We start from the raw sequence: 25,618 nt of genomic DNA, 5'->3' as shown, positions 1-25,618 counted from the left end.
TTTTCACCTCCTATGAAATCGGCATTTTTTCAAGCTTTCGTACGTCGGTCAATTTCCCTGTCACGGCCGCCGCTGCTGCCATGGAAGGACTGAGAAGATGGGTTCTTGAACCATTACCCTGCCTGCCTTCAAAGTTCCGGTTGGAAGTCGATGCACAGCGTTTGCCGGGTGGGACGATATCGTCATTCATGGCGAGACACATGCTGCATCCCGCTTCCCTCCATTCAAAACCAGCTTCTGTAAAGATCGTATCCAAGCCTTCCTCTTCTGCCTTTTTCTTTACTTTAAAGGAGCCGGGAACAACCAATGCGGTGACGCCCTGCTTAACGCTGTGCCCTTTCACCACTTCAGCTGCCGCTCTCAAGTCACTCAAGCGTGAATTCGTACAAGAACCGATAAATACATAATCAACCTCGATGTCCTCGATTCTCATTCCGGCTTCAAGCCCCATATAATGAAGCGCCCGCTCAACCCCTTCCCTTTCAGAAGGGTCACCGTACTCATCCGGATGAGGGACGGACCTTGAAATCCCGGCTCCCATCCCCGGGTTCGTCCCCCATGTCACATGAGGTTCGATCTTTTCACCCTTCACCTCAATTCTGTGATCATAGGTGGCGTCACGATCGCTTGTCAGGGATTGCCACTCTTCCTTGCACTGCTGGAATGATTTGTTCTTGGGAAGGTATTCCCTGCCCTCTAAATAGTCAAAGGTCGTTTCATCGGGACTGATCAATCCGGCTTTCGCACCTGCTTCAATGCTCATATTACAGACGGTCATTCTTTCTTCCATGGACAGATTGCGAATCACGTCTCCAGTGAATTCGATGACATATCCGGTGCCGAAACCCACTCCATAGGTGGAAATGATGTTCAGGATCACGTCTTTTGCCGTGACACCGAATCCGAGTTCCCCTGAGACTTCGACTTGAAGGGTCCGGGGCTTCGATTGCCACAGTGTCTGAGTCGCCAGTACATGCTCCACCTCACTGGTTCCGATCCCAAAGGCCAGTGCCCCGAACGCTCCGTGTGTGGAAGTATGGCTGTCTCCGCACACGATCGTTTTCCCCGGTTGGGTCAGACCCAATTCAGGACCGATGACGTGGACGATTCCTTGATCGGGATGATGGATGTCAGCCAGGGTGACGCCGAATTCTGCACAGTTTTTCTTCAACGTCTCCATTTGCAGTCGGGCGATCTCATCTCTGACAATGTGACGCTCCCTTGTCGGAACGTTGTGGTCCATGGTCGCGTAAGTCAGATCCGGCCTCCTGAGCTTGCGATCTTTCAGGCGCAGCCCCTCGAATGCCTGGGGGGACGTTACTTCATGTACAAGGTGAAGATCGATATATAATAAATCCGGCTTGCCCTTTTCCCTGTGTACGATGTGCTTTTCCCATATCTTTTCGATGATATTTTTCCCTGCCATGAACTCCCTCCTGGTTTGGTAAGATTTTTTTTAATGAAGACTGCTTTGGTGGAGAGAGTGACCGTTGATTTCCGCTCCGGTCACCCTCCCCATAAAATATATTATTACAAGTACGCTGCCAGGATGGAGGACAGGGCATGATCCGCTTCCAGACGCTCTACGACCAGCTGACTCATGGCACCCGTTCCGACGACGGTTCCGCGTCCCATCGTCCAAAGGTCTCCTGTCCGGTAACCTGCATTCAGGACTTCCTGGACCCCCATTTCGATCATTTCCGCTTCTTCTTTCAAGCCGAAGGAATGGCGAAGCATCATGGCTACCGATAGAATCATAGCCAGGGGATTTGCTTTTCCTTTTCCGGCGATATCAGGGGCGGATCCGTGAACCGGTTCGTAAAGGCCGAATGAATCCCCCCGTAAACTGGCGGAAGGAAGCATTCCAAGTGAGCCTGTGATCATGGAGGCTTCGTCGCTCAGGATGTCTCCGAACATGTTCTCGGTCACAAGCACGTCGAATTGTTTCGGCTGATACATCAGCTTCATGGCTGCGACATCCACAAGCATGTGTTCGACTTCTACATCCGGATATTCACCGGCCACTTCGTTCACGACTTCACGCCACATTCGACTGGTTTCCAGAACGTTTGCCTTGTCGACTGACGTTACTTTCTTCTTGCGTTTTTGAGCCAGCTTGAATGCCTTATGAACGATCCGTTCGATTTCACTTTTTTCATATACCAGGGTGTCAACGGCCACTTCATCCCGCTTCCCCTGGCGACCGGACGGCTGACCGAAGTACAATCCTCCCGTCAGCTCCCTGACAATCACCAAATCTACTTCTTCAACAATCTCCCGTTTGAGTGGGGATGCCCCCAGTAAACTTTCAAATGCCTTCACCGGGCGCAGATTCGCGAAAAGGTCGAACTCTTTCCGGATGGCCAGGAGCCCTTTTTCAGGACGGATTTCCTTCGGCAAGTGCTCCCATTTCGGTCCTCCGACCGCCCCTAATAGGACGGCATCGCTCTCTTTACAAAGCTTGATTGTTTCAGGAGGTAACGGTGTACCGAAGCGATCAACGGCCGATCCGCCGATGAATCCTTTCTCCACTTCGAATTCATGACCGAACCAATCACCCACTGCCTTCAGTACTTCTAATGCCCCGTCCATAATCTCTTGACCGATACCGTCTCCTGGTAGTACAGCGATTTTTTTCTTCATTAGAATTACCTCCTGATTTTTTTGGTTTAGGAGGAGCCTTGAAATTCAAGGCTCCCGTGGTTTATAAGCTGACTTGCATCGCTTCTTTCTCTCTCGTGTGTGATCGCTGTGCCGACCGGTTCACTGCATTTAGATAAGCGCGGGCTGATGCTTCCAATACATCCTGAGCGGTTCCGCGTCCGCTTGTATTTTCACCGTCATACTCCAGTCGGACATACACTTCGGCGAGTGCATCACGGCCGCCGCCCACTGAGTTGATTTTGTAATCCAACAGCTTTGACTTGCCAGGCAGGATTTTTTCGATGGTATTGTAGATGGCTTCCACGCTTCCGGATCCGGTTGAAGCAAGGCGGGTGACGTTTCCGTCTTCAAATTTCAATTCGATCGTGGCCGTCGGGATATTGTCCATCCCATATTGAACCTGCATTCTTTCCAGTGTGAATCCGACACCTTCAGTCATTTCCGTCTGCTTATTCGTCAAGATGCTGAAGAGATCTTCATCGACGATTTCCTTCTTCTTATCCGCAAGATCTTTAAATGTGTGGAATGCTTCGTTCAACTTTTCATCCGTTAAGTCAAAGCCCAGCTCGACGGCTTTATTCTTGAATGCGTGACGTCCTGAATGTTTTCCAAGAACAAGTCGGTTTGAATTCACTCCGATCAGTTCCGGTGTGATAATTTCGTAAGTTGTTTTCTCTTTCAATACGCCATCCTGATGGATGCCTGATTCATGGGCGAAGGCATTATCCCCTACAACCGCTTTGTTAGCCGGTACCCTCATCCCCGTCAGCTTACTGACAAGAGAGCTTGTTTTCTTGATTTCATCCAGCTTCAGTCTGGTCGTCGCTCCGTAGAAATCTTCACGGATGCGAAGGGCAACAGCGACTTCCTCCAAGGCTGCATTCCCGGCACGTTCACCGATTCCATTGATGGTTCCCTCAATTTGATCGGCTCCGTTTTCAATCGCTGCAAGGGAATTGGCCGTCGCCATCCCCAGGTCATCATGGCAATGTGCCGATAGCTTTACCCCATCGATATTCGGTACATTTTCTCTTACGTACCGAAACAATTCACCGTATTTATGAGGGGTGATATACCCCACCGTATCGGGAAGGTTGATGACGGATGCTCCGGCATCAATGACCCTCTCCATGATCTTCACTAAAAAGTTGAGATCCGACCTGCAAGCATCTTCCGCCGACCACTGAACGACCGGGAAAAATTTCTTCGCGTACTGAACAGCCTGCACGGCCGTATCGATGACCTGATCGGGTGTCATCTTCAGCTTATGGGTCATGTGAATCGGGGAGGTTGCAAGGAAGACATGCAGCCTTGGTTCCGCCGTTCCTTTAAGGGATTCCCATACGGCATCGATGTCCCGCTGCTGCGCCCGCGCAAGTCCCGTTACCGAGCTATTCTTGATCGTGGAACCGATCCGCTGCACGGCATCGAAGTCCCCTTTTGAAGCTGCAGGAAATCCAGCTTCAATGACGTCCACCCCGAGTCTCTCCAGCTGCTTCGCTACCTCGATCTTTTCAATCGTATTAAGATTTACGCCTGCTGACTGTTCTCCGTCACGTAGAGTCGTGTCAAAGATCTCAATGGTTCGCACTCGCTACCACTTCCTTTTCTTTAGTAGAAGGTTTCTGTACAAATGGCATCATTTTACGAAGCTCTCTTCCAACGACTTCGATCGGGTGCTGACTTTCACGCTGATTGATGGCGTTGAATTCCGGACGGTTCGCCTGGTTCTCCAGGATCCATCCCTTCGCAAATTTTCCTGTTTGGATATCCGTCAGTACTTCCTTCATGCGGGCTTTCGTTTCCTCATTCACTACCCTTGGACCTGAAACGAAATCTCCCCACTGAGCCGTGTCCGAGATCGAATAGCGCATCCCTTCCAATCCCTGTTCATACATCAAATCAACGATCAGCTTCAATTCGTGTAAACACTCAAAATAGGCGACTTCTTTTTGATAACCGGCTTCGACCAGTGTTTCAAATCCTGCTTTCACTAGGGATGTCACCCCTCCACAAAGGACTGCCTGTTCCCCGAACAGATCCGTTTCTGTTTCTTCCTGGAAGGATGTTTCCAAGATTCCTGCACGTCCTGCACCGACACCTTTTGCATACGCCAGGGCCAGTTCTGCGGCTTGACCTGAAGCGTCTTGATAAACCCCGAAGAGTGCAGGTACCCCGGCTCCTTCTTCAAATGTCCTTCTTACAAGATGTCCGGGTCCTTTAGGGGCAACAAGGAACACATCCACATCTTCAGGAGGGACCACTTGGTGGAAATGGATATTGAATCCGTGTGCAAATGCGAGTGCTTTGCCTGATGACAGGGCCGGCTTGATTTCTGCTTCATATACTTTCGGCTGATGCTCATCCGGCAGGAGAACCATGATGACATCCGCCTGTTCACTCGCTTCACGGACGGAGTAGACATCGAATCCGTCCTTTTCCGCCTGGTCCCACGACTTTCCTTTTCGCAATCCCACTACTACATCAAATCCGCTCTCCTTCAGATTTTGAGCATGTGCGTGACCTTGTGAGCCATAACCGACAACCGCTACTTTCTTCCCCTTTAAAACCTCTTCATTCACATCTCCGTTATAATATACCTTTACCATTTCCCTCATCCTCTCCATTTTTTGAATAATAAGTTTTTTCAGGTCGCTTCTAATTCACAATAGAATACTGTTTCAGGTCTGTGACCGACTTTCCATTTCCCCTGGCGAATGCCGTGATGCCGGTACGGGCGATCTCTTTGATTCCATATGGTCTCAACAGGTCGATGATGGCTTCGATCTTGGATGTCTCCCCCGTTACCTGAACCGTTACGCTGTCCCTTGCAACATCAATGATGGCGGCCCTGAACGGTTCTACAATGCCGTTGATTTCGGATCGGGTCTGCCCTGTACTCAACACTTTGATGAGGGCAAGTTCCCTGGCGACCACCCCTTGATCCGTGATGTCTGAAACCTTGAGGACATCGATCTGTTTATGGAGCTGCTTCAGGAGCTGTTCGATTTTACGATCGTCTTCTACGTTGACGACGAAGGTCATCCTCGAAATCCCTTCCGTCTCTGTATATCCGACCGAAATGCTTTCAATATTGAACTGACGCTTTGTAAACAATCCGGTCACCCGGTTCAAGACACCGCTCCGGTTATGAACAAGGGCTGTTACAATCCGTTTCCTCATGGTTTCACTCCTAACATTTCGTGTAATCCTTTTCCTGGAGCCACCATCGGGTAGACATTCTCCTTCGGGTTCACCCAGCAATCGATGAGCACCGGTTCATCACTTGTTAAGGCTTCTTTTAAAACAGAATCGACTTCTTCCTGGGTTTGTACTTTATATCCTTTGATCCCATATGATTCAGCCAGTTTCACAAAATCAGGCTGGGTGGAGAACACTGATTGGGAGTATCTCTCTTCGAAGAACGTTTCCTGCCACTGTCTTACCATTCCAAGTGTGCCGTTATTGAGGAGGACCACTTTCACAGGAAGGTTCAATTCTTTCAGGAGGACAAGCTCCTGGAGGGTCATCTGGAATCCCCCATCTCCTACAAAGGCGACCACTGTACTGTCCGGGTTTGCTAACTGTGCCCCGATTGCTGCGGGGAATCCGAATCCCATCGTGCCAAGTCCTCCGGATGTGACCCAGTTATTCGGCTTTTTAAAAGAATAGTATTGTGCCGCCCACATTTGATGCTGACCCACGTCCGTTGTGACGACGGCTTCCCCGTTCGTCATTTCGTACACCTGCTCAATCAAACGCTGAGGGGACAATACATCATGAGCCTGGTTATACCAGAAAGGATATTCCCTTTTGTATGATTTAAGATGCTGATGCCAGGCATCGAAATCGGGCTTCCCGGGTTCATGTTGAAGGAGTCTTGTAAGCGCCTGTTTCGCATCGGCCACAATCGGGATCTGGGTTTCAACGTTCTTCCCAATCTCAGCCGGGTCGATGTCGATATGAACCACTTTGGCCCTTGGTGCAAAGGTAGCGAGATTCCCTGTTAAACGGTCATCGAAACGGGCACCGATATTGATGAGCAAGTCACATTCATGGATGGCCATGTTACTCGCATAACATCCGTGCATCCCTGCCATGCCGAGAAACAGGGTATGGTCTGCAGGGAATCCCCCTAATCCCAATAAGGTGTGAACCACCGGAATGTCATATTGTTCAGCGAAGGTCTTCAATTCCTCCGTCGCCTTTCCGTGAAGCACCCCTGCCCCTGCAAGGATGACGGGCTGCTTCGACACCTTGATCGCATCCACCAGCTTCTTGATTTGGAGGGGATTCGGATAAAAGTTGGGCTGATAACCGGGTAAGTCCATTTCCACTTCGTGTACCGGGTAGGCCTGCTGCAAGGTCAAGTCTTTTGGAATATCGACGAGTACGGGTCCGGGCCTCCCGGTTGATGCGATATGAAAGGCTTCCTTCACGATCCTCGGTAAATCTTTAATATCCCGCACCTGGTAATTGTGCTTGGTGATCGGCATCGTGATGCCTACCACGTCCGCTTCCTGGAATGCGTCGGTCCCGATGACCCCTGAAGCCACCTGCCCCGTAAAAACGACCAGTGGAAGGGAATCCATCATGGCATCGGCAATCCCTGTCACGAGATTCGTAGCACCGGGTCCTGACGTGGCTATGACCACACCCGGCTTCCCCGATACCCTTGCATATCCCTCAGCCGCGTGGATGGCCCCTTGTTCATGGCGGGCGAGTACGTGCTTGATCGGGGCTTTGTATAGAGCATCGTAAATCGGCAAGACCGCTCCTCCAGGGTACCCAAACAGAATCTCAACCTTTTCCTCCTTCAAAGCTTTCATGAGCATATCAGCACCGTTGCCGTTTTCTGTCAGTGTCTGTGAAGCCGGTTCTGCCTCTACCTTCGCTCTCATTGCCTATCTCCTCCCCTTATTAAATTGCTATGATTGATTTTTCACTCAGCATGGTTCATCCAATTCATTCAAACAAAAAAGACCTTTCCACCCACTACGACAGAGTTCATCTTTCGCAGGGGCGAAAAGGTCTTCATCCTTTCCACGGTACCACCCTAGTTCAGAGATGATCGATATCATCTCCCTTGGCAGGCTGATCGGTTTCACCAGCCTTTGTTTTTGTAACGAGTATCATCTACTCGATCGTTCCTACTTACACGGTTCAGAACGATACTCAGAGGGGATGTCGGTATTGGTTGTATTACTGGTTTGCAGCACCACCAGCTCTCTGAAAATACAGCTCCCAATCCTTTTACCTCTTCAACGCTTTCACTTATTCCGTTTTCAAGATTCCACCTGTACTCGCTGATGTAACAAGTTTTGCGTATCTGGCAAGATACCCTTTTTTGATTTTCGGAGGAGGCTGTACCCACTCCTGTTGTCTGAACTTCATCTCTTCTTCAGAAACCATGAGGGAAATCGTCCGGTTGGTGAGGTCAATGAAGATGGGATCTCCATTTTCCACCACACCGATCGGCCCTCCTTCAGCTGCTTCAGGGGAGACATGCCCGATTGAAATGCCCCGGGATGCTCCTGAAAATCTGCCGTCTGTCATGAGGGCGACTTTCTTCTCAAGCCCGCGTCCTGCAATGGCTGCCGTCGGTGCAAGCATCTCCGGCATCCCCGGACCGCCCTTTGGACCTTCATATCTGATGACGACAACATGACCTTCTTTCACTTCTCCGCTTTCAATTCCGGCAAGGGCATCATCCTGGGATTCATATACAATCGCTTCACCCATGAATGTTTTAATGGATGGGTCGACTGCCCCCACTTTGATGACACCGCCATTTGGAGCGATATTCCCGAAGAGGACGGATAATCCCCCGACTGGACTGTGGGCATTTTCCCTGCGGCGGATGACATCATCATTTTGAATATGAGCATCCTTCACATTTTCATAAAGTGACTTTCCTGTAACGGTGATGCGGTCTTTGTGTACGGCTTCCATTTCACACAGCTCTTTAATGATGGCGCTGACCCCTCCTGCATTGTGAACATCCTGCATGGAGTAATCGGATGCCGGGCTTATCTTGGATAAATAGGGAACCCGTTCAGCGACTTTATTGATCCGGTTGATGTCGTAATCGATTTCCGCCTCATTGGCAATCGCCAGCGTATGGAGGACCGTATTCGTTGAACCTCCCATCGCCATATCCAAGGCGAATGCGTCATCGATGGTATCCTCAGTTATGATATCCCTCGGTTTGATATCTTTCTTTACCATTTCCACGAGGTACTTTGCTGCATCCTTGATTAACTGGTGCCGCTCATCAGAAGTAGCCACAATCGTTCCATTACCCGGAGGAGCCATTCCAAGCATCTCCATCAAGGAATTCATGGAGTTCGCCGTGAACATCCCTGAGCATGACCCACAGGTCGGACAGGCATTGGCTTCGATGTCGAGAAGCTGTTCTGCCGTCATCCTTCCTGACTGATGGGCTCCGACTCCTTCGAAAACGGATACGAGTGATAATGGCTTCCCGTCACTTGAGACTCCTGCTTCCATCGGACCACCCGATACAAAAACGGAAGGGACATTTGTTCTGACTGATGCCATCAGCATTCCCGGTGTGATCTTGTCACAGTTTGGAATGTAGAACACCCCGTCGAACCAGTGAGCGTTGATGACGGTTTCTGCCGAGTCGGCGATCAGTTCGCGACTTGGGAGTGAGTACCTCATCCCGATATGTCCCATGGCGATTCCGTCATCCACACCAATCGTATTGAATTCGAACGGGATTCCCCCCGCTTCCCGGATCGCTTCTTTCACCACCTGGGCGAATCCGTTTAAATGCATATGACCGGGGATGATGTCGATGTAAGAGTTACACACCCCGATAAATGGTTTTTCCATGTCTTCGAGCTTGACTCCCGTCGCATAGAGTAAACTGCGGTGGGGAGCCCGGTCGATCCCTTTCTTGATCATGTCACTTCGCACGTCATCACCTCCAACTTAGCCAACTTGAGCATTTTGTTTGTAAACTTTTCTTCCATCCTGCGTGACAGTGTTTCTGAATTCCTGTAATAATTGATTTGTATACTTTCCAGGTTTTCCGTCTCCGATGACACGGCCGTCAACTTTTACAACCGCAATGACTTCAGCGGCTGTTCCTGTTAAGAACACTTCATCTGCTGTGTATACATCATGTCGGGTGAAGACTTCTTCTTTCATCTCGAAACCCGACTTTTCGGCGATTTCGATGATGGCATTCCGGGTGATCCCTTCAAGCGCTCCTACATATCCTGGAGGTGTAAGGATTTTTCCTTTCTTCACAATGAAGATGTTATCGGCGGATCCTTCTGCTACATATCCTTGATCGTTCAACATCAAGGCTTCGCTGACGCCTGCAAGATTTGCTTCGATTTTAACGAGAATGTTATTTAAGTAGTTTAATGATTTAACTTTGGGTGAGAGTACATCCGCACGATTTCGCCGGCTTGCGACGGTAACGATATCGATGCCCGTTTCATATAAGCTTTTAGGGAATAGGGCCAGTTGTTCAGCAATGACGATGACCTGCGGCTTCCTGCAAGTGAATGGATCCAACCCCAGGTTTCCAACACCCCTGGAAATGACCACCCGTATGTAGGCATTCTCGAGCTGATTTTTTTTCAATGTATCAACGATAATGTCGCTCATCTCTTCTTTAGAGAGTTCAATGTGCAACATGATGGATTTTGCTGAGTCATAAAGGCGATCAACATGTTCATCCAGACGGAACACGTTCCCATCGTACATTCGAATCCCTTCGAACACTCCATCTCCATATAAAAAACCATGGTCGTACACAGATACAACTGCGTCTTCCTTTTTTACGTATTGTCCGTCTAAGTAGATCCACTGTTCGTTCATGTTAATCATTCCTTTCCCGGTTGAAATTTATTTGACTATTCAGAAATTTATTTTTGCAACGAAAGTACGTTAGCTGAATAAGCCTACTCAGAACGCGGCTGATTGGTTTGTGACTGCCGCTTCCCGCCGGCTTTGTTTTTTATATTGAGGACAATATTACTCCCGTTTCCCTGGAAGGTCAACAGGCTTTTTGTAAATTATTTGACTATTTAGATTAATCTGATTATAAGTAAACGCTTACATCTTTGTCCTCATAGAGTTTGTGGTAAGAAAATTTTTTTTGAGATTTTTTTGTTAAGGGGGGGTGAATGATGGTTCAGATTTAGAGAATACCTCTTCAAAAAAATTTCGACAAAATCCTACAGGAATGGGCGTTCGGGGAGTTTGTACCCAATCGGATCGAATCCGGAATGAGAAAGCTGAAAACTATTTTAGCAATTGGCATGTTCATTCAACAAAAAAAGAATCAATCCAGAGCGGGGCCTCTGGATTGATTCTTCTATACCCATGTAAACATATAATTCTGATCTTCGACATCGTTTGCTTTTTTGACAATTTTCAACGGCTTGAAGGTATCGATCATGACAGCGAGCTCCAACGTTTCTTTTTTTCCGATACTGGCTTCCGTCGTTCCAGGATGAGGCCCGTGTGGAATTCCGCTCGGATGGAGGGTGATCGACCCTTCCTTGATCCCCTTCCTGCTCATGAAGTTCCCTTCCACATAATATAGCAGTTCATCACTGTTCACGTTGCTGTGGTTGTAGGGAGCCGGGATTGACTCCGGATGATAATCATATAATCGCGGCACGAATGAACACACAACAAAGTTATGACCTTCAAACGTCTGGTGGACAGGCGGCGGCTGATGGACACGGCCGGTGATCGGCTCGAAATCCTCTATGTTGAATACCCATGGATACAAATATCCATCCCATCCGACAACGTCCAGTGGATGATGATCCAATACGTGGGAATGAAGCGCGCCCCTTGATTTGGTGATCACTTCAAACTCTCCCTTTTCATCCTTCGTTTCAAGCTTCTCCGGCCCCCGGAGATCACGCTCACAAAACGGACTGTGTTCCAGCAGCTGACCGTACTCGTTACGATAGCGACGGGGAGTGGTGATCTGGCTGAAGGACTCGACGATCAGCATCTTCGTCTCTTCTTCAGGAACGACACGGTAGATGGTTCCGATCGGAATCACCACATAATCACCTTTTCCATACGTGATCGTTCCGAACATCGTCTCTACCTTCCCTTTACCAAAATGGATATAAAGCATTTCATCACCGTCACCATTCCGGTAAAAGCTTGTCATCTCTTCCGTGACATAGGCGGTTCCAATCAATAAATCGGAATTACCAAGTAAATACTCACGGCTCTTTAAGGCACAGCCTTTCTTTTCTACCTTGTCTGTAAAGAAATGTCGATGGCGCAGAGCACCCTCTTCTTCAAATTCCGGCAAATAACTGCCTAAATACTCTGTTCTCGCCACAGCCGTGGGCAAATGATGATGATACAGGATCGACTGGGTTCCCGAGAATCCCTTCGTTCCCATGACCTGCTCCCTGTAAAGCGTGCCATCTTCCTTTTTAAACATGGTGTGACGTTTATGAGGTATGTTCCCCAATTGACGATAGTACATGGTCTTCCCCCTCTCTTCTCTCTACAATCGTATTACTTAAAACTCCTAATCCCTTAATCTCTAATTCCACCACATCCCCGGGCTTCAACCACGGGTGCTTCTCGGTACCGATCTCTAAAATGCAGCCGGTTCCTACCGTACCGGATCCAATCACCTCACCAGGATACAGGGTGACGTCTTTCGATGCGCGTTCGATCATGTCTCCAAATGTATAATGAATATCCTGATAATTCCCCTCGGATAATAGCTTCCCGTTTACTTTTGCCGTCATGGGAAGGTCAAGACGATCCCCGCTCTGATACGTATCCATCTCATCCTTCGTCACTAAATAAGGTCCGAATGACGTGGCAAAATCCTTTCCTTTCGCGGGACCGAGCCCGACTTTCATTTCATGCTTCTGGATGTCCCTTGCACTCCAGTCATTCATGATCATATAGCCGTAAATGAAGTCTTCCGCGTTGTCTCGGGAAATGTTCCGGCCTGCTTTTCCGATGACGCAGGCGATTTCCAGCTCGTAATCGAGCCACTCACAGCCAGCAGGTTTCCCGATGTGGTCACCGGGACCTTTTACAGCCAAGTGATTGGTGAAATAAAACACGGGAATGTCATACCATTCCGGAACCACATCGAGCCCCCTTTGTTTACGGGCCGTTTTCACATGCTCCTCGAAGGCATAGAAATCCCGGATGCTCACAGGCCTTGGAATCGGCGACTTCAGGGTGATATCATGTATTGAATGCACTCCCTTGTCTTTTTCCAAAAAGCTTCCGAGCTCCTTCATCCGTTTTAAGCCTTCGTCACCAAGTTCGATGAAGGATATCATATCTTTAGGGAGTGAGCCTCCGCTCACGGCATGGATGTCCACGACAAGTTCATCCTGAACCATCCCCGCCTTTACTTCACCATCTATTAAAAAACTCACCAACTTCACGTGTCATCACCTTTTTCGAATCAATTCAAATGAATCGGATAATGGTTTGGTGTACATTTGGCCTGCAAGCCTTCCCACCGGTTTGAGTTTCTCTGAATCTATTTTCCCGTCATAGTAGAGTTCATCATTGATCCTGACACACTCCACCTTCCCGATGACAAGGCTTCCTGCACCGGGATGATTGCCGAAGTGAAGGACCTCATGAAGCACGCATTCCAACTGAACCTTGCTTTCCGTTACTCCAGGAGGCTTTACCGTAATGGACTCCTTCTTCGTCAGCCCGACCTGTTCAAATTCATCCACGCCGGATTCAAATTCGATGGCACAGTTGTTCATCTCCTCCACAAACTCTTCACTGACGATGTTGATGACAAATTCCTTCGTTGTCTCGATATTTCTGAGGGTATCCTTTTTGCTGCCATCTTTCCCTCTTCTCATGGGAGAGAAGCAGACGAGCATAGGCTCTGCAGAAATCGCCGTAAAGAAGCTGTATGGAGCGAGGTTCGCATTCCCTTTTTCATCAATGGAGGAAACGAAGGCAATCGGCCTTGGCAGAATCGAGCCGATCATCAATTTATAAGCTGCCTGCCACTCAAGCGTCTGGGGTTTGATGTCCATTTCACTTCACCCCTTCGTTATTCAAAATGACTTCCAGAGCTCTAACGAATCGTTTATTATCCTCTTCTGTTCCAATCGTGACCCTTACCGTGTTCGGGTATCCCAGAAGCGTCCCTGAACGGACGACGAGACCCTCTTTTACAAGTTCATGGGAAACCACGTCCCCATTCAATCCTGTGTCCACCATGATAAAGTTCGATTGGGAAGGGAAATAGGATAAGCCCATCCGGTCGAATTCCCCCTCCAAGTAATGACGACCCTGTTCGTTCTTATGGGTACACTCCCTTATAAATGCCTGATCTTCCAGGGCGATGATCGCCGATTTCTGGGCAACGGTATTCACATTGAAGACATCCTTCACTTTACGGAGCTGTTCCGCAACTTCCTCATTCATGACCCCGAAACCGACCCTTAACCCGGCCAGCCCATAAATTTTCGAAAATGTCCTGAGGACGATCAGGTTTTCGAATGCCGACAGAAGCGGCAGGGTTTCTAAATAATCATCGGTTGTCACGTACTCCATATAGGCTTCATCCACCACCACGAGAACGTGTGATGGGACACTTTCGATAAACTGCAGTAGTTCTCTTTTCCCGACGATGGTCCCTGTAGGGTTATTGGGATTACATACAAAGATCAGTTTTGTTCTTGAAGTGATGTGGTCATGCATGCCCTGTAAATCGTGGGTACCGTCTACGAGAGGGACAATGACAGGTGTGCCTCCCTCTAGCAACACATTGGTCTGGTACCTCGGAAACGTCACATCGGCCATGATCGCCTCGTCGCCGTTGCTCAAATAGGCCCTCGTCAACAATCGGATCACTTCATCCGATCCGTTTCCGAATACGAGTTGTTCTTTCGGAACGCCTAAGAACGCTGAAACCTTTTGACTCAAATCAACCGCAGCCCCGTCGGGATATAAAAACAGGTCGCTACCGTTTTCTTTGAACCATTCTTTCACTTTAGGGGAGCAGCCATATATATTTTCATTTTCTGATAACTTTCTGATCGAGCTGAGTCCATGCTCCTTCTTTAAGTCCAGAAGCGTCTTCCCCAGCACATATGGAGCGATATGTGTGACCGCTTCCCTTGTTTTGAACTTCAATGCCATACATATACCCTCGCCTTCCTCATGGATGAAGGGGGTTGACTCATGTGTTAGCTTATCTTCCCGTTAAAATATGTACCTGCAATCTGTACGATATTAAGCGTAGAAGCAGCTAATCTCTTCATGAGTTAACCCCCTGACCGGTCCTTTGACCCCCGTTATATATATTCTATCTATCTATTTTTATAGGTTTCCTCTGCGCTCCTGTTCGCGTTCGATGGATTCGAATAATGCTTTGAAGTTTCCTTCGCCGAATCCCCTCGCCCCTTTACGCTGGATCACTTCGATGAATAGTGTCGGACGATCCACGATAGGCTTCGTGAAAATTTGAAGCAGATACCCTTCGTCATCTCTGTCTACTAAAATATTCAACTCTTTGATTTGCGAAATCTCTTCATCAATTTCACCTACACGTTCTGAGAGCATTTCGTAGTAGGAATCCGGAGTGCTTAAGAACTCTACTCCATTTTCCTTAAGGATCCCGACTGTCTTCACAATATCCTCTGTCAGGATGGCAATATGCTGCACTCCCGGACCGCCGTAGAACTCAAGATATTCCTGGATTTGTGATTTGCGTTTCCCTTCAGCAGGTTCATTGATCGGGAATTTGATGCGTCCGCCGTTATGCATGACCTTGGACATCAGGGCAGAATATTCTGTTGTGATGTCTTCATTTGTGAAATGACGCATTTCCTTGAAGCCCATCACTTTTTCGTAGTATTCCACCCACTCTTCCATGCGCTCCACGTTTCCGACGACGTGGTCGACAGCGATGATGCCGGCATCTTCGTTTTTAAGCGCGGTATCATATTTTTCAAAGCCAGGCATGAAAATCCCTTTGTAATCTTTACGTTCCACAAGTGTATGAATCGTGTCCCCGTATGTACCGATCACGGCTTTCTTCACTTTTCCGTTGTCGTCTTCCAGTGTTGAAGGGGGCATGATTTCAATGGCACCTCGTGACACCGCTCCATTGTAAGCCTTTTCAACATCATCCACGACAAGTGCGATGTCTTTGATGCCGTCTCCGTGTTTCTTCACGAATTGGGATACCCGGCTTCCTTCATGCAGACTTCCTGTAATGAGCAATCTCACCTTGTTTTGTTGCAGTACATAGGATACCGTGTCACGATTGCCTGTTTCGAGCCCTGAATAGGCAACGGTCTTAAATCCGTATGCTGTACAGAAGAAGTGGGCTGCCTGCTTTGCATTACCTGTATAATATTCTAAATAATCGACATCTCTTACCGGGAAGACCTCTTCAACCTTAACCTGCTTTTTTGCCACGTTCTCTTGCATATTAACCCCTCCATTAAACGTAAGTATATTCTGAATATTATATTAAATCCTTTTATTTAACTTCTCAAGAATGGCTAGTAAAGCTTAAACGCTTCTCTGTGATGAAGTCCGTCCCTCTTTTCATCTCACTGCTTCCTTTTTTCTGGGAGGCATATGGACGGCGTCCCCCTTTAAACCTTCGACCGCTTCGAGCATTGTCTCATTCATGCTGGGGTGGGGATAGAGCGGAAAGCGAAAGTCCTCATCCCTCGCTGCCATTTCTAGTCCCATTACACCTGCAGTGATCAGCTCGACCGCACCCATTCCCATCATATGAATACCAAGGACCACATCCGTTTCACTGTCTGACACGACTTTGACGAATCCGTCCTTCTCCTCTGTGAGCTGGGCGTACCCATTTCCCCTGACAGGGTTCTCACTCACTGTGACCGAATAGCCTTCACTCTGCGCTTCCTCTTCTGTAAGGCCCGCGTACGCAATCGGGGGACTCATCTGCACCACCGTAGGCACAAAACGCAGATCCACCTCTACCGGAAGGCCGGCCATTGCCTCAGCAGCCACCTTCCCCTGCTTAATCGCCTTCACTGCGAGGGACGGACCTTCCGTCACATCCCCGATCGCCCAAATATGGGGAATGGAGGTCCGTCCCTCACGATCTGTCTGGATATATCCCTGCCCGGTTATCTCTATACGAAGGCGGTCCAGACCGAGATCTGATAGATTCGGTTTTACTTGGCCGCTCACAACAAAGTGAGAGCCTTCGATGGAGACCGTTTCTCCATCTTCTTTTTCGAGCTCTGCAAGGACATGTCCGTCCCTCTCACTGGCCTTTTTCAGTACGCAATCTTTGATGACACTGATCTTCTGCTTTTTTAACTGCCTGGACAATTCTTTGGAAATGGAGGGATCCAATGCTAATTCTTCACTCAGGATTAACGTGACACGACTTCCCAATGTTGAGAAAACGGACGCGATCTCCAATGAAATATAATCTGCACCATACATGATCAGTTCCCGGGGGATATCCTCCAGCTCAAAAACCTGTCTTTCCTTCAGGACCGTAACATCATTGAAGACGATTTCATCCGGATAGTGAAAGTCACCACCTGTTGCTATGATCGCCTCTTTAAAATTCAGAAGACTGAACTCATGTCCGTTTTCGACTCCGATACGTGATTCTGACAGGAATGAAGCCGTCCCTTTAATGATTTCAACCTTGTTTGCTTTACATAGGGATTCCACACCCGTTCGGAGCTGGGTGATTTTTTTATTTTTATAGTGGTGAAGAGTCGCAAGGTTTGCTTCTACTTCCCCAAACTCCATCCCCATCTCCTTCAAATGCTTCGTCTTTTTGAATTCCTGGGCAAAATGGGTGAATACCTTTGATGGGATGCAGCCTTTATTCAAGCAGGTGCCCCCCAGATCCCCCCGTTCGATCAGCGTGACCTGTCTACCTAGGCCGGTTGCTCTGATGGCTGCGTGATAGCCTCCGGGACCTCCTCCGATGACAATGACGTCTTTTTCTTCTGTAATTTCTCCCACTACCATTTATATCAACTCCAAAAGCATGGATTGAGGCTCTTCGATCAAATCTCTCAAACGATTTGTAAATGTCACGGCCGTCCCCCCATCCACCACTCTGTGATCAAAGGACATGGATACATTCATCATGGAGCGGACGACAATGTCATCGTGTTCATTCACCATCGGACGCTTCTTCGTTTTATGAAAGGCGATGAGGGCCACTTCCGGCTCGTTAATGATCGGGGTGGCCCCGATCGATCCGTTCAGCGGGCCGACATTACTGACCGTGAAGGTACCTCCTTTGATCTCTTTCATCGCAAGCTTGCCTTCCTGCGCCTTGACGGTGAGTGACTTCATTTCGGCCTGGATTTCTTTCATTGTCATTCCTTCCACTCCTTTGATGACAGGAACGATCAGACCTTCATCCGTGTCCACTGCGACACCGATATTATGGTGTGGCTGAAGCTCTATGCATTCTTCCTCTTCATTGAGGCGGGCATTGAAGATCGGGAACTCTTTTAAACAGACAGAAAGAGCTTTGATAAAAAACGCCCCCATGGAAACGGACTGGCCTCCTCTTTTCATCGTATCTTTCCAAACTAATAGATTCGTCACGTCGATTTCTTCAAAATGGGTGCAGTGCGGGATGGTTCTGAGTGAATGAGCCATCTTGGAAGCAATTTGTTTTCGTCTGCCCCTGAAAGGGATGGTCTTCTGCACGGTTTCTGCTGGCTTCGTTTGAACAGCAGGCACAGTTTCCTCTTCAGGTTTTGGTGGTGCCCCTATTTCGCCTTTCATATAGAGGAGAACATCTTCATCGACGATTCTCCCCCCGGCCCCTGAACCGACCACTTCTTCTATATTTACCCCATTTTCCCTTGCGATTTTTCTCGTATACGGCGAAGCAAGGATCCTCTTCTTCTTGAAGACCTGAGTCGTTTGGGGAACAGTACGACGGCTTGCATCCCTGCTTTCCTTTTCCATCAACAATACCGTCGATCCAACTGGAATCGTCTCACCTTCACTTACGGTGAATTCCTTGATCACACCTGAAAACGGTGCGGGGATCTCCGCCGTCATTTTATCCGTTTGTACCTCTACAAGTGGTTGATCCGCTCTCACGACATCCCCCACCTTCACAAGAAAGTGATTGATATTGGCTTCGGTCATCCCTTCCCCGATATCATGAAGCTTAACTTCCATGGACTCCCTCCTTGTCTAATAGCGTGCCACTTTCTCCACTGCAGCAAGCACTCGTTTAGTGTCAGGCAAATAGAAATCTTCAAATCCGAAATACGGAACAGGCGTATCGAATCCTGTTACGCGCTCTGTAGGCGCTTTTTGATATAAAAAGGATTTGTCATTGATGATCGCAAGCACATCATTCCCTACCCCACCCGTTGCATGGGCTTCGTGGACGATGACGGTTCTCCCCGTCTTCTGGACAGAGTTCGAGATCAGATCCTTATCAAGGGGATAGAGGGTTCTAAGGTCAAGCACCTCGCAGGAGATGCCTTTATCCGCCGCTTCCTTCGCTGCGTCCTCGGCTATCTTCACCATCGCCCCCCATGCAATGATCGTGACATCCTCCCCTTCTGCTACTACCTTGCCCTTCCCGATTTCCACGGTGTACTTCTCTTCCGGCACTTCCTCTTTGGAAGAACGGTAACATCTCATGGGCTCAAGGAACAGGACGGGATCGGGGTCTTCAATCGCCGCAATCAGAAGACCTTTGGCATCATACGGTGTGGCCGGACAGACAACCTTGATTCCCGGCATGTGAGTGAAAAGCGCCTCTGTGCTATCGGAATGGATTTCCGGCGCCCGGACCCCGGCCCCATAAGGAGCCCTGATGACCAGTGGGCAGGTGAAAGACCCGAGTGTGCGTGCCCGTATTCTGGAAGCATGGGTCATGATCTGCTCATATGCCGGGTAGATGAATCCTAAAAACTGGACCTCCGTCACCGGGCGGAATCCGTTCAACCCCATCCCGATGGCGGCACCGATAAAGCCGGCTTCACTTAAGGGTGTATCTAGCACCCGGTCTTCACCGAATTCCTGTTGCAGGCCGTCAGTCGCCCGGAACACTCCCCCGTTCGTCCCGATATCCTCCCCCATCAACAGGACATCCTCGTTTTCCTGAAGCATCACTCTCATGGCATCCGTGATGGCCTGAACCATCGTCAATGTTTTCATTTTCGTTAAGGTGCTCATTCTATTCACCTCTCAATTGCTCAAGGAGCTTTTCTTTTTGTTCCTGGATCGTCCACGTCGGGGTGGCAAACACATAATCGAAGATCAAGCTGGGATCTGCGGCTGGATATGCTTCCAGTTCGTCAACGGCAAGGTCCACTTCCTTCGCACATTCCTTTTGGACAGAAGCCGTCCATTCCGCGTCAAGCCAGCCCCTCAGCTTCATGTATTTTGTTAAACGATCGACAGGGTCATTACCTTTACGCCTGGACTCGCTTTCCTGCTGATCACGGTACTTCGTCGGATCGTCGGCTGTCGTATGGGCACCGTATCTCCATGTCACGGACTCGATCAAGGTAGGTCCGTCCCCGTTCCTTGCTCGCTCCAGTGCTTTCAATGTTTCAAAATATACGGCAAAAATATCATTGCCGTCGATGCGAATGCTTGGAATATCATAGGCCAGTGCTTTCTGGGCAATGGTCTTCGTCTTCATTTGCTTGTGCATGGGGACAGATATGGCATATTGATTATTTTGATTGAAAAAGACGACCGGAGCCCCCCATACGCTTGCCAGATTCAATCCTTCATGAAAATCCCCCTCAGAAGTGGCGCCGTCTCCGAAATAGACAATCGCCGCATTCCGGGTTCCTTTTCTCTTCTCGGCGAAAGCCGCGCCTACCGCATGTGGAAGCTGGGTCGCAATCGGGATGCCTGGAGTGAAGATGTTCTTCCCTTCAGGAGGCACACAGCCTTCATTCCTCCCTTTCCAGAAAAGAAGGATGTGAAGGAGCGAATGTCCGAATGTCATGGTTGCGCCATGATCGCGGTAGGATGGAAATAACCAGTCTTTTTCCTGCAGGGCAAGTGCGCTCCCCACCTGGGATGCCTCCTGGCCTTCATATGGTGCATACGTTCCGATCCGCCCCTGGCGCTGGAGGCTGACGGCTTTACGATCGAAAGTGCGGATCCTGATGAGATGCCGGTAAAACGTACGGGCCAATTCTTCTGAAATATCTTTTTCATACTCGCTTTGAACCAGTTGTCCTTGTTGGTCCATCACTTGGACCAGTTGAAATTCCTCGATCATTTCATCACCTCGTGTGGTGCAATATTGTTGGAGATTAAGGATAATCATGAAACTGCCTGGATTTACGTTCTCACCGACCACTTCGGACGCTTCGCATGGGAGAAGAAGCTGTTTCTTCTCGTGCGTGCATGGATCCGGTCTTCGCAGAAACGGTTGGCCGCTTCCACCGTGGTCATGTGCTCATTTTCTGACTGCAAATATATGTTTTGAAGGCTGTTGTAGATGGCACTCGTCTTTTGGAGGACCCGTTCTTTGTTCGGCTCATATAATTCGTCCGCCACCTGGATCAGCCCGCCGGCATTGACGATGTAGTCAGGTGCGTACAGGATCCCTTTTTCGTGAAGCCTCAACCCATGGGAAAGATCTAATAGCTGATTATTGGCAGAACCCACGACCGCCTTTACTTTCAACTGATCCACCGTGTGATCGTTGATGACTCCCCCGATGGCACATGGCACGAAGACATCCGCATCGACAGAATAAATTTCCTCTCCCGATACGACTTTGATGGCCGCACCCATGTTCTTCGCTTTCGCAACCAATAGATCGATGGATTTCTGACTGATATCCGTTACATACAGATCGGCTCCCTCTTCCAGCAGTCGCTCGGCTACTTTAAACCCGACTTTCCCGAGCCCCTGAATGGCGTAGCTTTTTCCATAAAGGTCTTTCGAACCCCAGACATTTTGGTTTGTCGCCTGCAACCCATAAATCACGCCCATGGCCGTCGGGATGGATGAATCACCGCTTCCGCCGTACTCTTCATTGACGCCGACGATACAATTTGTCTCTTTCAAGGCATAAACGAAATCTTCAGGCGTGGTCCCCATATCCGTCCCTGTATAAAATCGTCCATTAAGGGATTCAACGAATTGACCGAAGGCACGGAACAGCTCCGGATGTTTATCTTTTTCCGGATCACCGATAATGACCGCCTTCCCTCCACCGAAGTCGACGTCGGCCGCTGCACATTTATACGTCATGCCTTTGGATAGGCGCAGGACGTCTTCAAGTGCTTCATCTACTGATGAATAAGGTCTCATGCGGCATCCGCCAAGAGCTGGACCGAGGGTGGTATTATGTATGGCGATGATGGCTTTAAGCCCTGTTTCCTCATCGTTGCAAAAAACGACCTGTTCATGGTTCTGTATTTTCTGGAACATATCCATATCATTTCCCCCTACAAGCTCTCTGTTTGTAACCGCTTTCAATTCAGTCGATACTTTAGACACTTTGCTTCCTCCTTTTACTACCCGCTTCATAAATGATTCTAGCTATCTTGTATTCTTTCTTTGATTATCTCTTTCGGTAATACCACTTGCTTCACTTCACCTTTTCCGATGAGTCTGTCACTCTTTCTATCTCTGACAGTCACTTCCGTTACGATGACGTTTCGTTCATATTCAATAACGTTCGCTCTAATTTCAAGAAGGGAACCTGTTTTCGCCGGAGCCACATGCCGGGCGTTCACCTCTGCCCCCATTCCCTCTTCGTGATCTTCCAAATAGGGTAGAATGATTTTCCTGGATGCCCATTCCATGTGATATACCATCGATACCGTTGAATACACGGGATGAACCACGTTTCCTTCAAACTGGGCATACATGCCGGGGGTGACTTCAGTCGTAACGATGGCGGTATGTCCTACTGCTAATCCAGACTTCATTGCTTTCCCCCTTTAAACCAACGAATCATACATTTTTATATAACGTTAATTCAACGATATAATAACATTTTGTTTTATAAATAGTCAATAAATTGTTAAAATATTTAAAATATTATATTAATATAAGTTATGCAAAGTGATTCTATTAACGCAAAAAAGCAACGGAACCAAAGTCCCGTTGCTTTTTACAGAAGGTTGTTTATTCTTTTTAACGTTCTATGATAGAAGGGCACGGTCACTTGCCAGTTGACTGCCACGGATCCTCTGGAATTCATGGAGCAATCCTTCGACGGTGAGATGCTTCTTCTGTTCTTCATTCACTTCAAGGATGATCTGTCCCTTATCCATCATGATCAAGCGGTTCCCGAGATCCAGGGCCTGCTGCATGTTATGGGTGACCATCAATGTAGTGAGCTTGTACTTCTCCACAATTTCCTTTGTCAGGTTCGTAATCAGATCCGCCCGGGCCGGATCAAGGGCAGCCGTATGTTCATCCAGCAGCAGGATCGATGGCTCTGTGAATGTTGCCATCAAGAGGGAAAGGGCCTGCCGTTCTCCACCCGACAATAACCCTACCTTGGCATTCAGGCGGTTTTCAAGTCCGAGATGAAGGGTTTCAAGTACTTCTTTAAAGAACACTTTCCGTTTCTTCGTGACCCCCATCCTGAAGGTCCTCGTCCGGTTGCGTGAATACGCCATGGCCAGGTTCTCTTCTATGGTCATGGATGGTGCCGTCCCTGCCATGGGATCCTGAAATACGCGCCCGATCAGCTTTGAACGTTTATACTCAGAAACCTTCGATACCTCGTGGTCATCGATCAACACATTTCCGATATCAGGAATCAACACCCCTGAGACGATATTCATCAGTGTCGATTTCCCGGCTCCATTACTCCCGATGACCGTGACGAAATCACCTGGATTCAGAGAGAGCTGAATATCATCAAGGGCGATTTTCTCATCGGGTGTCCCTTCATTGAATACTTTATGAATTCGATTTAATTGTAACACCGCCATCACCCTTTCTCTCTGAAATCGGCGTTTGGTTTACCCGTTCCGCCATCCGCTGCGCCTTTCGTTTCTTATCCTTATAACGATCCATCACCTTAGGCATGACAAGGGCCAGAATGACGATGGTCGCCGTGATCAGTTTCATATCTCCTGTTTCAAGGAAATCGACGCGAAGAGCCATGGAAACGACCAATCGATAGATGATCGCCCCGCCGATAACAGCTAAGGTCGTACGGGCAATCGTCTTCGTTCCGAATAATGCTTCCCCGATGATGACAGAGGCAAGCCCGATGATGATCATCCCGATCCCCATTCCCACGTCGGCAAATCGGCTGTACTGGGCGATCAGGGCACCGGATAGCGCCACCATTCCATTCGAGATCCCTAATCCTAGTATGATCATCAGATTCGTATTGGCAGAGAAGCTGCGGATCATCCGTTGATTATCCCCTGTCGCTCTCAGCGCCAACCCGATTTCCGTTTTCAAAAATGCATCTGTCAAAAATTTGATCACAAGCGTGATGATCGTCATGATAAATAGGATGCTCCACGTTCCCGGAACGGGTTCTCCAAGTCCGATGCCTGTCCATACTTTATTAAGGGCGGCATCGATTCCAAGAGGGGACCAGAATCCTTCTATCCCTGTAAACGCGGTATCCTGACTGAGCAGGGGTACATTCGATCTTCCCATGATCCGGAGGTTGATGGAATATAGGGCGATCATCATCAAGATCCCTGATAATAAGGCATTGATTTTACCAAACGTATGAAGTAAACCTGTTATACATCCTGCTACAAATCCGATCACTATCGCCGTAATCGTTGCGATGACGGGGTTTACGCCACTGACAATCATGGTTGCAGCGACAGCGGCCCCTGTTACGAAGCTGCCATCGACTGTTAAATCAGGAAAATCCAATATCCGAAAGGACAGATAGACTCCGAGGGCCATAATAGCGTAAATGATTCCAGATTCAAAGGATGCGAATATTGCTGTTGGCACGAATCATCATCCCTTCCTATTTTTCTTCGATAAACTTCCCAAGATCTGACCAGGCTTCCTGCACTTCCACACCTTGTTCTTCAGCTGCCGCTTTATTGAACATCAACTCAAAGTTTTCAGGGGCCTGTACAGGGAGTTCAGAAGGTTTTTTCTCTCCTTTTAAAATCTTCACCGCCATCAACCCGGTTTGGTAACCAAGATCTTCATAGTTGAATCCACTCGCTGCAATGGCTCCTTTTTTCAATGAATCGAGTTCCCCGACGAATAGAGGAATATCCTTTTCATTCGCTACCGTGATGACCGACTCAAGGGCTGAAACGACTGTGTTATCTTTCGGGATGTAAAGGGCATCGACCCTTCCCACCATGGATTCAGTCGCTTGCTTAACATCTGCAGACGTTGAAACCGTTGCTTCAACCACTTCCACGCCTTTTTCCTTCGCAAGCTTATTCACTTCAGCTACCTGCACAACAGCATTTTGCTCTCCGGAATTATATACAATCCCGATCTTCTTCGCTTTCATTTCATCCGTAATGAATTCGAGTGTCTTTGAAATCGCTTCTGGGTGAGTATCCGTCGTACCTGTAATATTCTCACCCGGCTCGTCAAATGACTTGACCAGTTCAGCACCGACAGGATCCGTGACAGAGGTGAATACGATCGGAATGTCTTTCGTTGCATTCAGGGCAGTTTGTGCACTTGGGGTAGAGTTTGCAAAGATAAGGTCTACACCATCCCCGACAAAGTTCTTCGCAATGCTTTGTGAGTTACTTTGGTCTCCTTGAGCGATTTGAACATCATACTTAACGTTTTCGCCTTCTTTGAAACCGTTTTCATCCAGAGCTTTCTTAAAACCTTCAAATGCCGCATCCAATGATGGATGTTCCACAATCTGGGTTACCCCGATGACATATTGCTTCTCACCATCTCCACCGCCGGAACTCTTATCACTACCACATCCTGATAGAATCAGCATTCCAAATAACATTAAGATCACAACCAGTAATAAACT

22 protein-coding genes and 1 other annotated feature are annotated in these 25,618 nt (G+C 48.4%); all 22 genes read right to left on the bottom strand.

Going from position 1 to position 25,618, the window contains the following annotated elements; all coding sequences use genetic code 11:
- Positions 1–10: 10 nt before the first annotated feature.
- On the bottom strand, positions 11–1,426 hold the full coding sequence (leuC, locus tag V8G47_RS11460) for a 3-isopropylmalate dehydratase large subunit (protein WP_336200223.1): 1,416 nt from the start codon (positions 1,424–1,426) through the stop codon (positions 11–13).
- A gap of 104 nt (positions 1,427–1,530) precedes the next feature.
- A complete protein-coding gene (leuB, locus tag V8G47_RS11455; protein ID WP_336200222.1) occupies positions 1,531–2,643 on the bottom strand; it encodes a 3-isopropylmalate dehydrogenase in 1,113 nt (370 codons plus the stop codon).
- Between the two features lie 61 nt (positions 2,644–2,704).
- Positions 2,705–4,255: a 2-isopropylmalate synthase gene (locus V8G47_RS11450; RefSeq protein ID WP_336200221.1), complete on the bottom strand. Its 1,551-nt coding sequence runs from the start codon at positions 4,253–4,255 to the stop codon at positions 2,705–2,707.
- Positions 4,242–5,273, bottom strand: coding sequence for a ketol-acid reductoisomerase (ilvC, locus tag V8G47_RS11445; protein WP_079530754.1), 1,032 nt, complete (start codon positions 5,271–5,273; stop codon positions 4,242–4,244). Before ilvC ends, V8G47_RS11450 begins: the two co-directional genes overlap by 14 nt.
- Before the next feature lie 49 nt (positions 5,274–5,322).
- Positions 5,323–5,847 (bottom strand): acetolactate synthase small subunit, encoded by a 525-nt coding sequence (gene ilvN / locus V8G47_RS11440; protein WP_034761039.1) that lies wholly within the window; start codon positions 5,845–5,847, stop codon positions 5,323–5,325.
- Positions 5,844–7,565, bottom strand: a complete 1,722-nt coding sequence (gene ilvB / locus V8G47_RS11435; RefSeq protein ID WP_336200220.1) for an acetolactate synthase large subunit — start codon at positions 7,563–7,565, stop codon at positions 5,844–5,846. The genes ilvN and ilvB overlap by 4 nt, the downstream gene beginning before the upstream one ends.
- A gap of 114 nt (positions 7,566–7,679) precedes the next feature.
- Positions 7,680–7,938: a binding site (T-box leader), on the bottom strand.
- Positions 7,939–9,606 carry a dihydroxy-acid dehydratase gene (gene ilvD / locus V8G47_RS11430; protein ID WP_336200219.1) on the bottom strand — a complete coding sequence of 556 codons (1,668 nt, stop codon included), beginning with the start codon at positions 9,604–9,606 and terminating at the stop codon, positions 7,939–7,941.
- A gap of 15 nt (positions 9,607–9,621) precedes the next feature.
- Positions 9,622–10,521 carry a branched-chain-amino-acid transaminase gene (gene ilvE, locus V8G47_RS11425; RefSeq protein ID WP_336200218.1) on the bottom strand — a complete coding sequence of 300 codons (900 nt, stop codon included), beginning with the start codon at positions 10,519–10,521 and terminating at the stop codon, positions 9,622–9,624.
- A gap of 499 nt (positions 10,522–11,020) precedes the next feature.
- A complete protein-coding gene (locus tag V8G47_RS11420) occupies positions 11,021–12,166 on the bottom strand; it encodes a homogentisate 1,2-dioxygenase (RefSeq protein WP_336200217.1) in 1,146 nt (381 codons plus the stop codon).
- Positions 12,132–13,097 (bottom strand): fumarylacetoacetate hydrolase family protein, encoded by a 966-nt coding sequence (locus tag V8G47_RS11415; RefSeq protein ID WP_336200216.1) that lies wholly within the window; start codon positions 13,095–13,097, stop codon positions 12,132–12,134. The genes V8G47_RS11420 and V8G47_RS11415 overlap by 35 nt, the downstream gene beginning before the upstream one ends.
- A 6-nt stretch (positions 13,098–13,103) precedes the next feature.
- Complete coding sequence (locus V8G47_RS11410) at positions 13,104–13,715, bottom strand: flavin reductase family protein (RefSeq protein WP_336200215.1); 612 nt, start codon at positions 13,713–13,715, stop codon at positions 13,104–13,106.
- Between the two features lies 1 nt (position 13,716).
- Positions 13,717–14,826 (bottom strand): histidinol-phosphate transaminase, encoded by a 1,110-nt coding sequence (gene hisC / locus V8G47_RS11405; RefSeq protein WP_336200214.1) that lies wholly within the window; start codon positions 14,824–14,826, stop codon positions 13,717–13,719.
- A 180-nt stretch (positions 14,827–15,006) separates the two neighbouring features.
- Entirely contained in the window at positions 15,007–16,122 is a 1,116-nt protein-coding gene (gene hppD, locus V8G47_RS11400) for a 4-hydroxyphenylpyruvate dioxygenase (RefSeq protein WP_336200213.1), read from the bottom strand.
- Between the two features lie 120 nt (positions 16,123–16,242).
- Positions 16,243–17,670: a dihydrolipoyl dehydrogenase gene (gene lpdA / locus V8G47_RS11395; protein WP_336200212.1), complete on the bottom strand. Its 1,428-nt coding sequence runs from the start codon at positions 17,668–17,670 to the stop codon at positions 16,243–16,245.
- Positions 17,671–18,849 carry a dihydrolipoamide acetyltransferase family protein gene (locus tag V8G47_RS11390; RefSeq protein WP_336200211.1) on the bottom strand — a complete coding sequence of 393 codons (1,179 nt, stop codon included), beginning with the start codon at positions 18,847–18,849 and terminating at the stop codon, positions 17,671–17,673.
- A 15-nt stretch (positions 18,850–18,864) separates the two neighbouring features.
- Positions 18,865–19,860 carry an alpha-ketoacid dehydrogenase subunit beta gene (locus tag V8G47_RS11385; protein WP_336200210.1) on the bottom strand — a complete coding sequence of 332 codons (996 nt, stop codon included), beginning with the start codon at positions 19,858–19,860 and terminating at the stop codon, positions 18,865–18,867.
- A 1-nt stretch (position 19,861) separates the two neighbouring features.
- Positions 19,862–20,926, bottom strand: a complete 1,065-nt coding sequence (pdhA, locus tag V8G47_RS11380) for a pyruvate dehydrogenase (acetyl-transferring) E1 component subunit alpha (protein WP_336200209.1) — start codon at positions 20,924–20,926, stop codon at positions 19,862–19,864.
- Positions 20,927–20,988: 62 nt separating this feature from the next.
- A complete protein-coding gene (locus V8G47_RS11375; protein ID WP_336200289.1) occupies positions 20,989–22,095 on the bottom strand; it encodes a Leu/Phe/Val dehydrogenase in 1,107 nt (368 codons plus the stop codon).
- 101 nt (positions 22,096–22,196) lie between these two features.
- Positions 22,197–22,592, bottom strand: coding sequence for a thioesterase family protein (locus tag V8G47_RS11370; protein WP_336200208.1), 396 nt, complete (start codon positions 22,590–22,592; stop codon positions 22,197–22,199).
- Between the two features lie 216 nt (positions 22,593–22,808).
- Complete coding sequence (locus V8G47_RS11365; RefSeq protein WP_261748909.1) at positions 22,809–23,603, bottom strand: ABC transporter ATP-binding protein; 795 nt, start codon at positions 23,601–23,603, stop codon at positions 22,809–22,811.
- The gene (locus V8G47_RS11360) at positions 23,578–24,606 is read right to left on the bottom strand and encodes an ABC transporter permease (RefSeq protein ID WP_261748910.1); all 1,029 of its coding nucleotides are present in this window, start codon (positions 24,604–24,606) and stop codon (positions 23,578–23,580) included. The genes V8G47_RS11365 and V8G47_RS11360 overlap by 26 nt, the downstream gene beginning before the upstream one ends.
- Before the next feature lie 16 nt (positions 24,607–24,622).
- Entirely contained in the window at positions 24,623–25,594 is a 972-nt protein-coding gene (locus V8G47_RS11355; protein WP_336200288.1) for an ABC transporter substrate-binding protein, read from the bottom strand.
- Between the last annotated feature and the right edge of the window lie 24 nt (positions 25,595–25,618).

Origin of the sequence: Rossellomorea sp. LJF3, assembly GCF_037046045.1 — a bacterium.
Lineage (GTDB): Bacteria > Bacillota > Bacilli > Bacillales > Bacillaceae_B > Rossellomorea.
This window is presented reverse-complemented; position numbering and strand designations above follow the sequence as displayed.

Bases quoted from the DNA above. Each gene is read 5' to 3' on its own strand.
- leuC (WP_336200223.1), bottom strand. From the start codon at position 1,426: ATGGCAGGGAAAAATATCATCGAAAAGATATGGGAAAAGCACATCGTA.
- leuB (WP_336200222.1), bottom strand. From the start codon at position 2,643: ATGAAGAAAAAAATCGCTGTACTACCAGGAGACGGTATCGGTCAAGAG.
- ilvC (WP_079530754.1), bottom strand. From the start codon at position 5,273: ATGGTAAAGGTATATTATAACGGAGATGTGAATGAAGAGGTTTTAAAG.
- ilvN (WP_034761039.1), bottom strand. From the start codon at position 5,847: ATGAGGAAACGGATTGTAACAGCCCTTGTTCATAACCGGAGCGGTGTC.
- ilvB (WP_336200220.1), bottom strand. From the start codon at position 7,565: ATGAGAGCGAAGGTAGAGGCAGAACCGGCTTCACAGACACTGACAGAA.
- ilvE (WP_336200218.1), bottom strand. From the start codon at position 10,521: ATGAACGAACAGTGGATCTACTTAGACGGACAATACGTAAAAAAGGAA.
- V8G47_RS11420 (WP_336200217.1), bottom strand. From the start codon at position 12,166: ATGTACTATCGTCAATTGGGGAACATACCTCATAAACGTCACACCATG.
- V8G47_RS11410 (WP_336200215.1), bottom strand. From the start codon at position 13,715: ATGGACATCAAACCCCAGACGCTTGAGTGGCAGGCAGCTTATAAATTG.
- hisC (WP_336200214.1), bottom strand. From the start codon at position 14,826: ATGGCATTGAAGTTCAAAACAAGGGAAGCGGTCACACATATCGCTCCA.
- hppD (WP_336200213.1), bottom strand. From the start codon at position 16,122: ATGCAAGAGAACGTGGCAAAAAAGCAGGTTAAGGTTGAAGAGGTCTTC.
- lpdA (WP_336200212.1), bottom strand. From the start codon at position 17,670: ATGGTAGTGGGAGAAATTACAGAAGAAAAAGACGTCATTGTCATCGGA.
- V8G47_RS11390 (WP_336200211.1), bottom strand. From the start codon at position 18,849: ATGGAAGTTAAGCTTCATGATATCGGGGAAGGGATGACCGAAGCCAAT.
- V8G47_RS11385 (WP_336200210.1), bottom strand. From the start codon at position 19,860: ATGAGCACCTTAACGAAAATGAAAACATTGACGATGGTTCAGGCCATC.
- pdhA (WP_336200209.1), bottom strand. From the start codon at position 20,926: ATGATCGAGGAATTTCAACTGGTCCAAGTGATGGACCAACAAGGACAA.
- V8G47_RS11375 (WP_336200289.1), bottom strand. From the start codon at position 22,095: ATGGATATGTTCCAGAAAATACAGAACCATGAACAGGTCGTTTTTTGC.
- V8G47_RS11370 (WP_336200208.1), bottom strand. From the start codon at position 22,592: ATGAAGTCTGGATTAGCAGTAGGACATACCGCCATCGTTACGACTGAA.
- V8G47_RS11355 (WP_336200288.1), bottom strand. From the start codon at position 25,594: ATGTTATTTGGAATGCTGATTCTATCAGGATGTGGTAGTGATAAGAGT.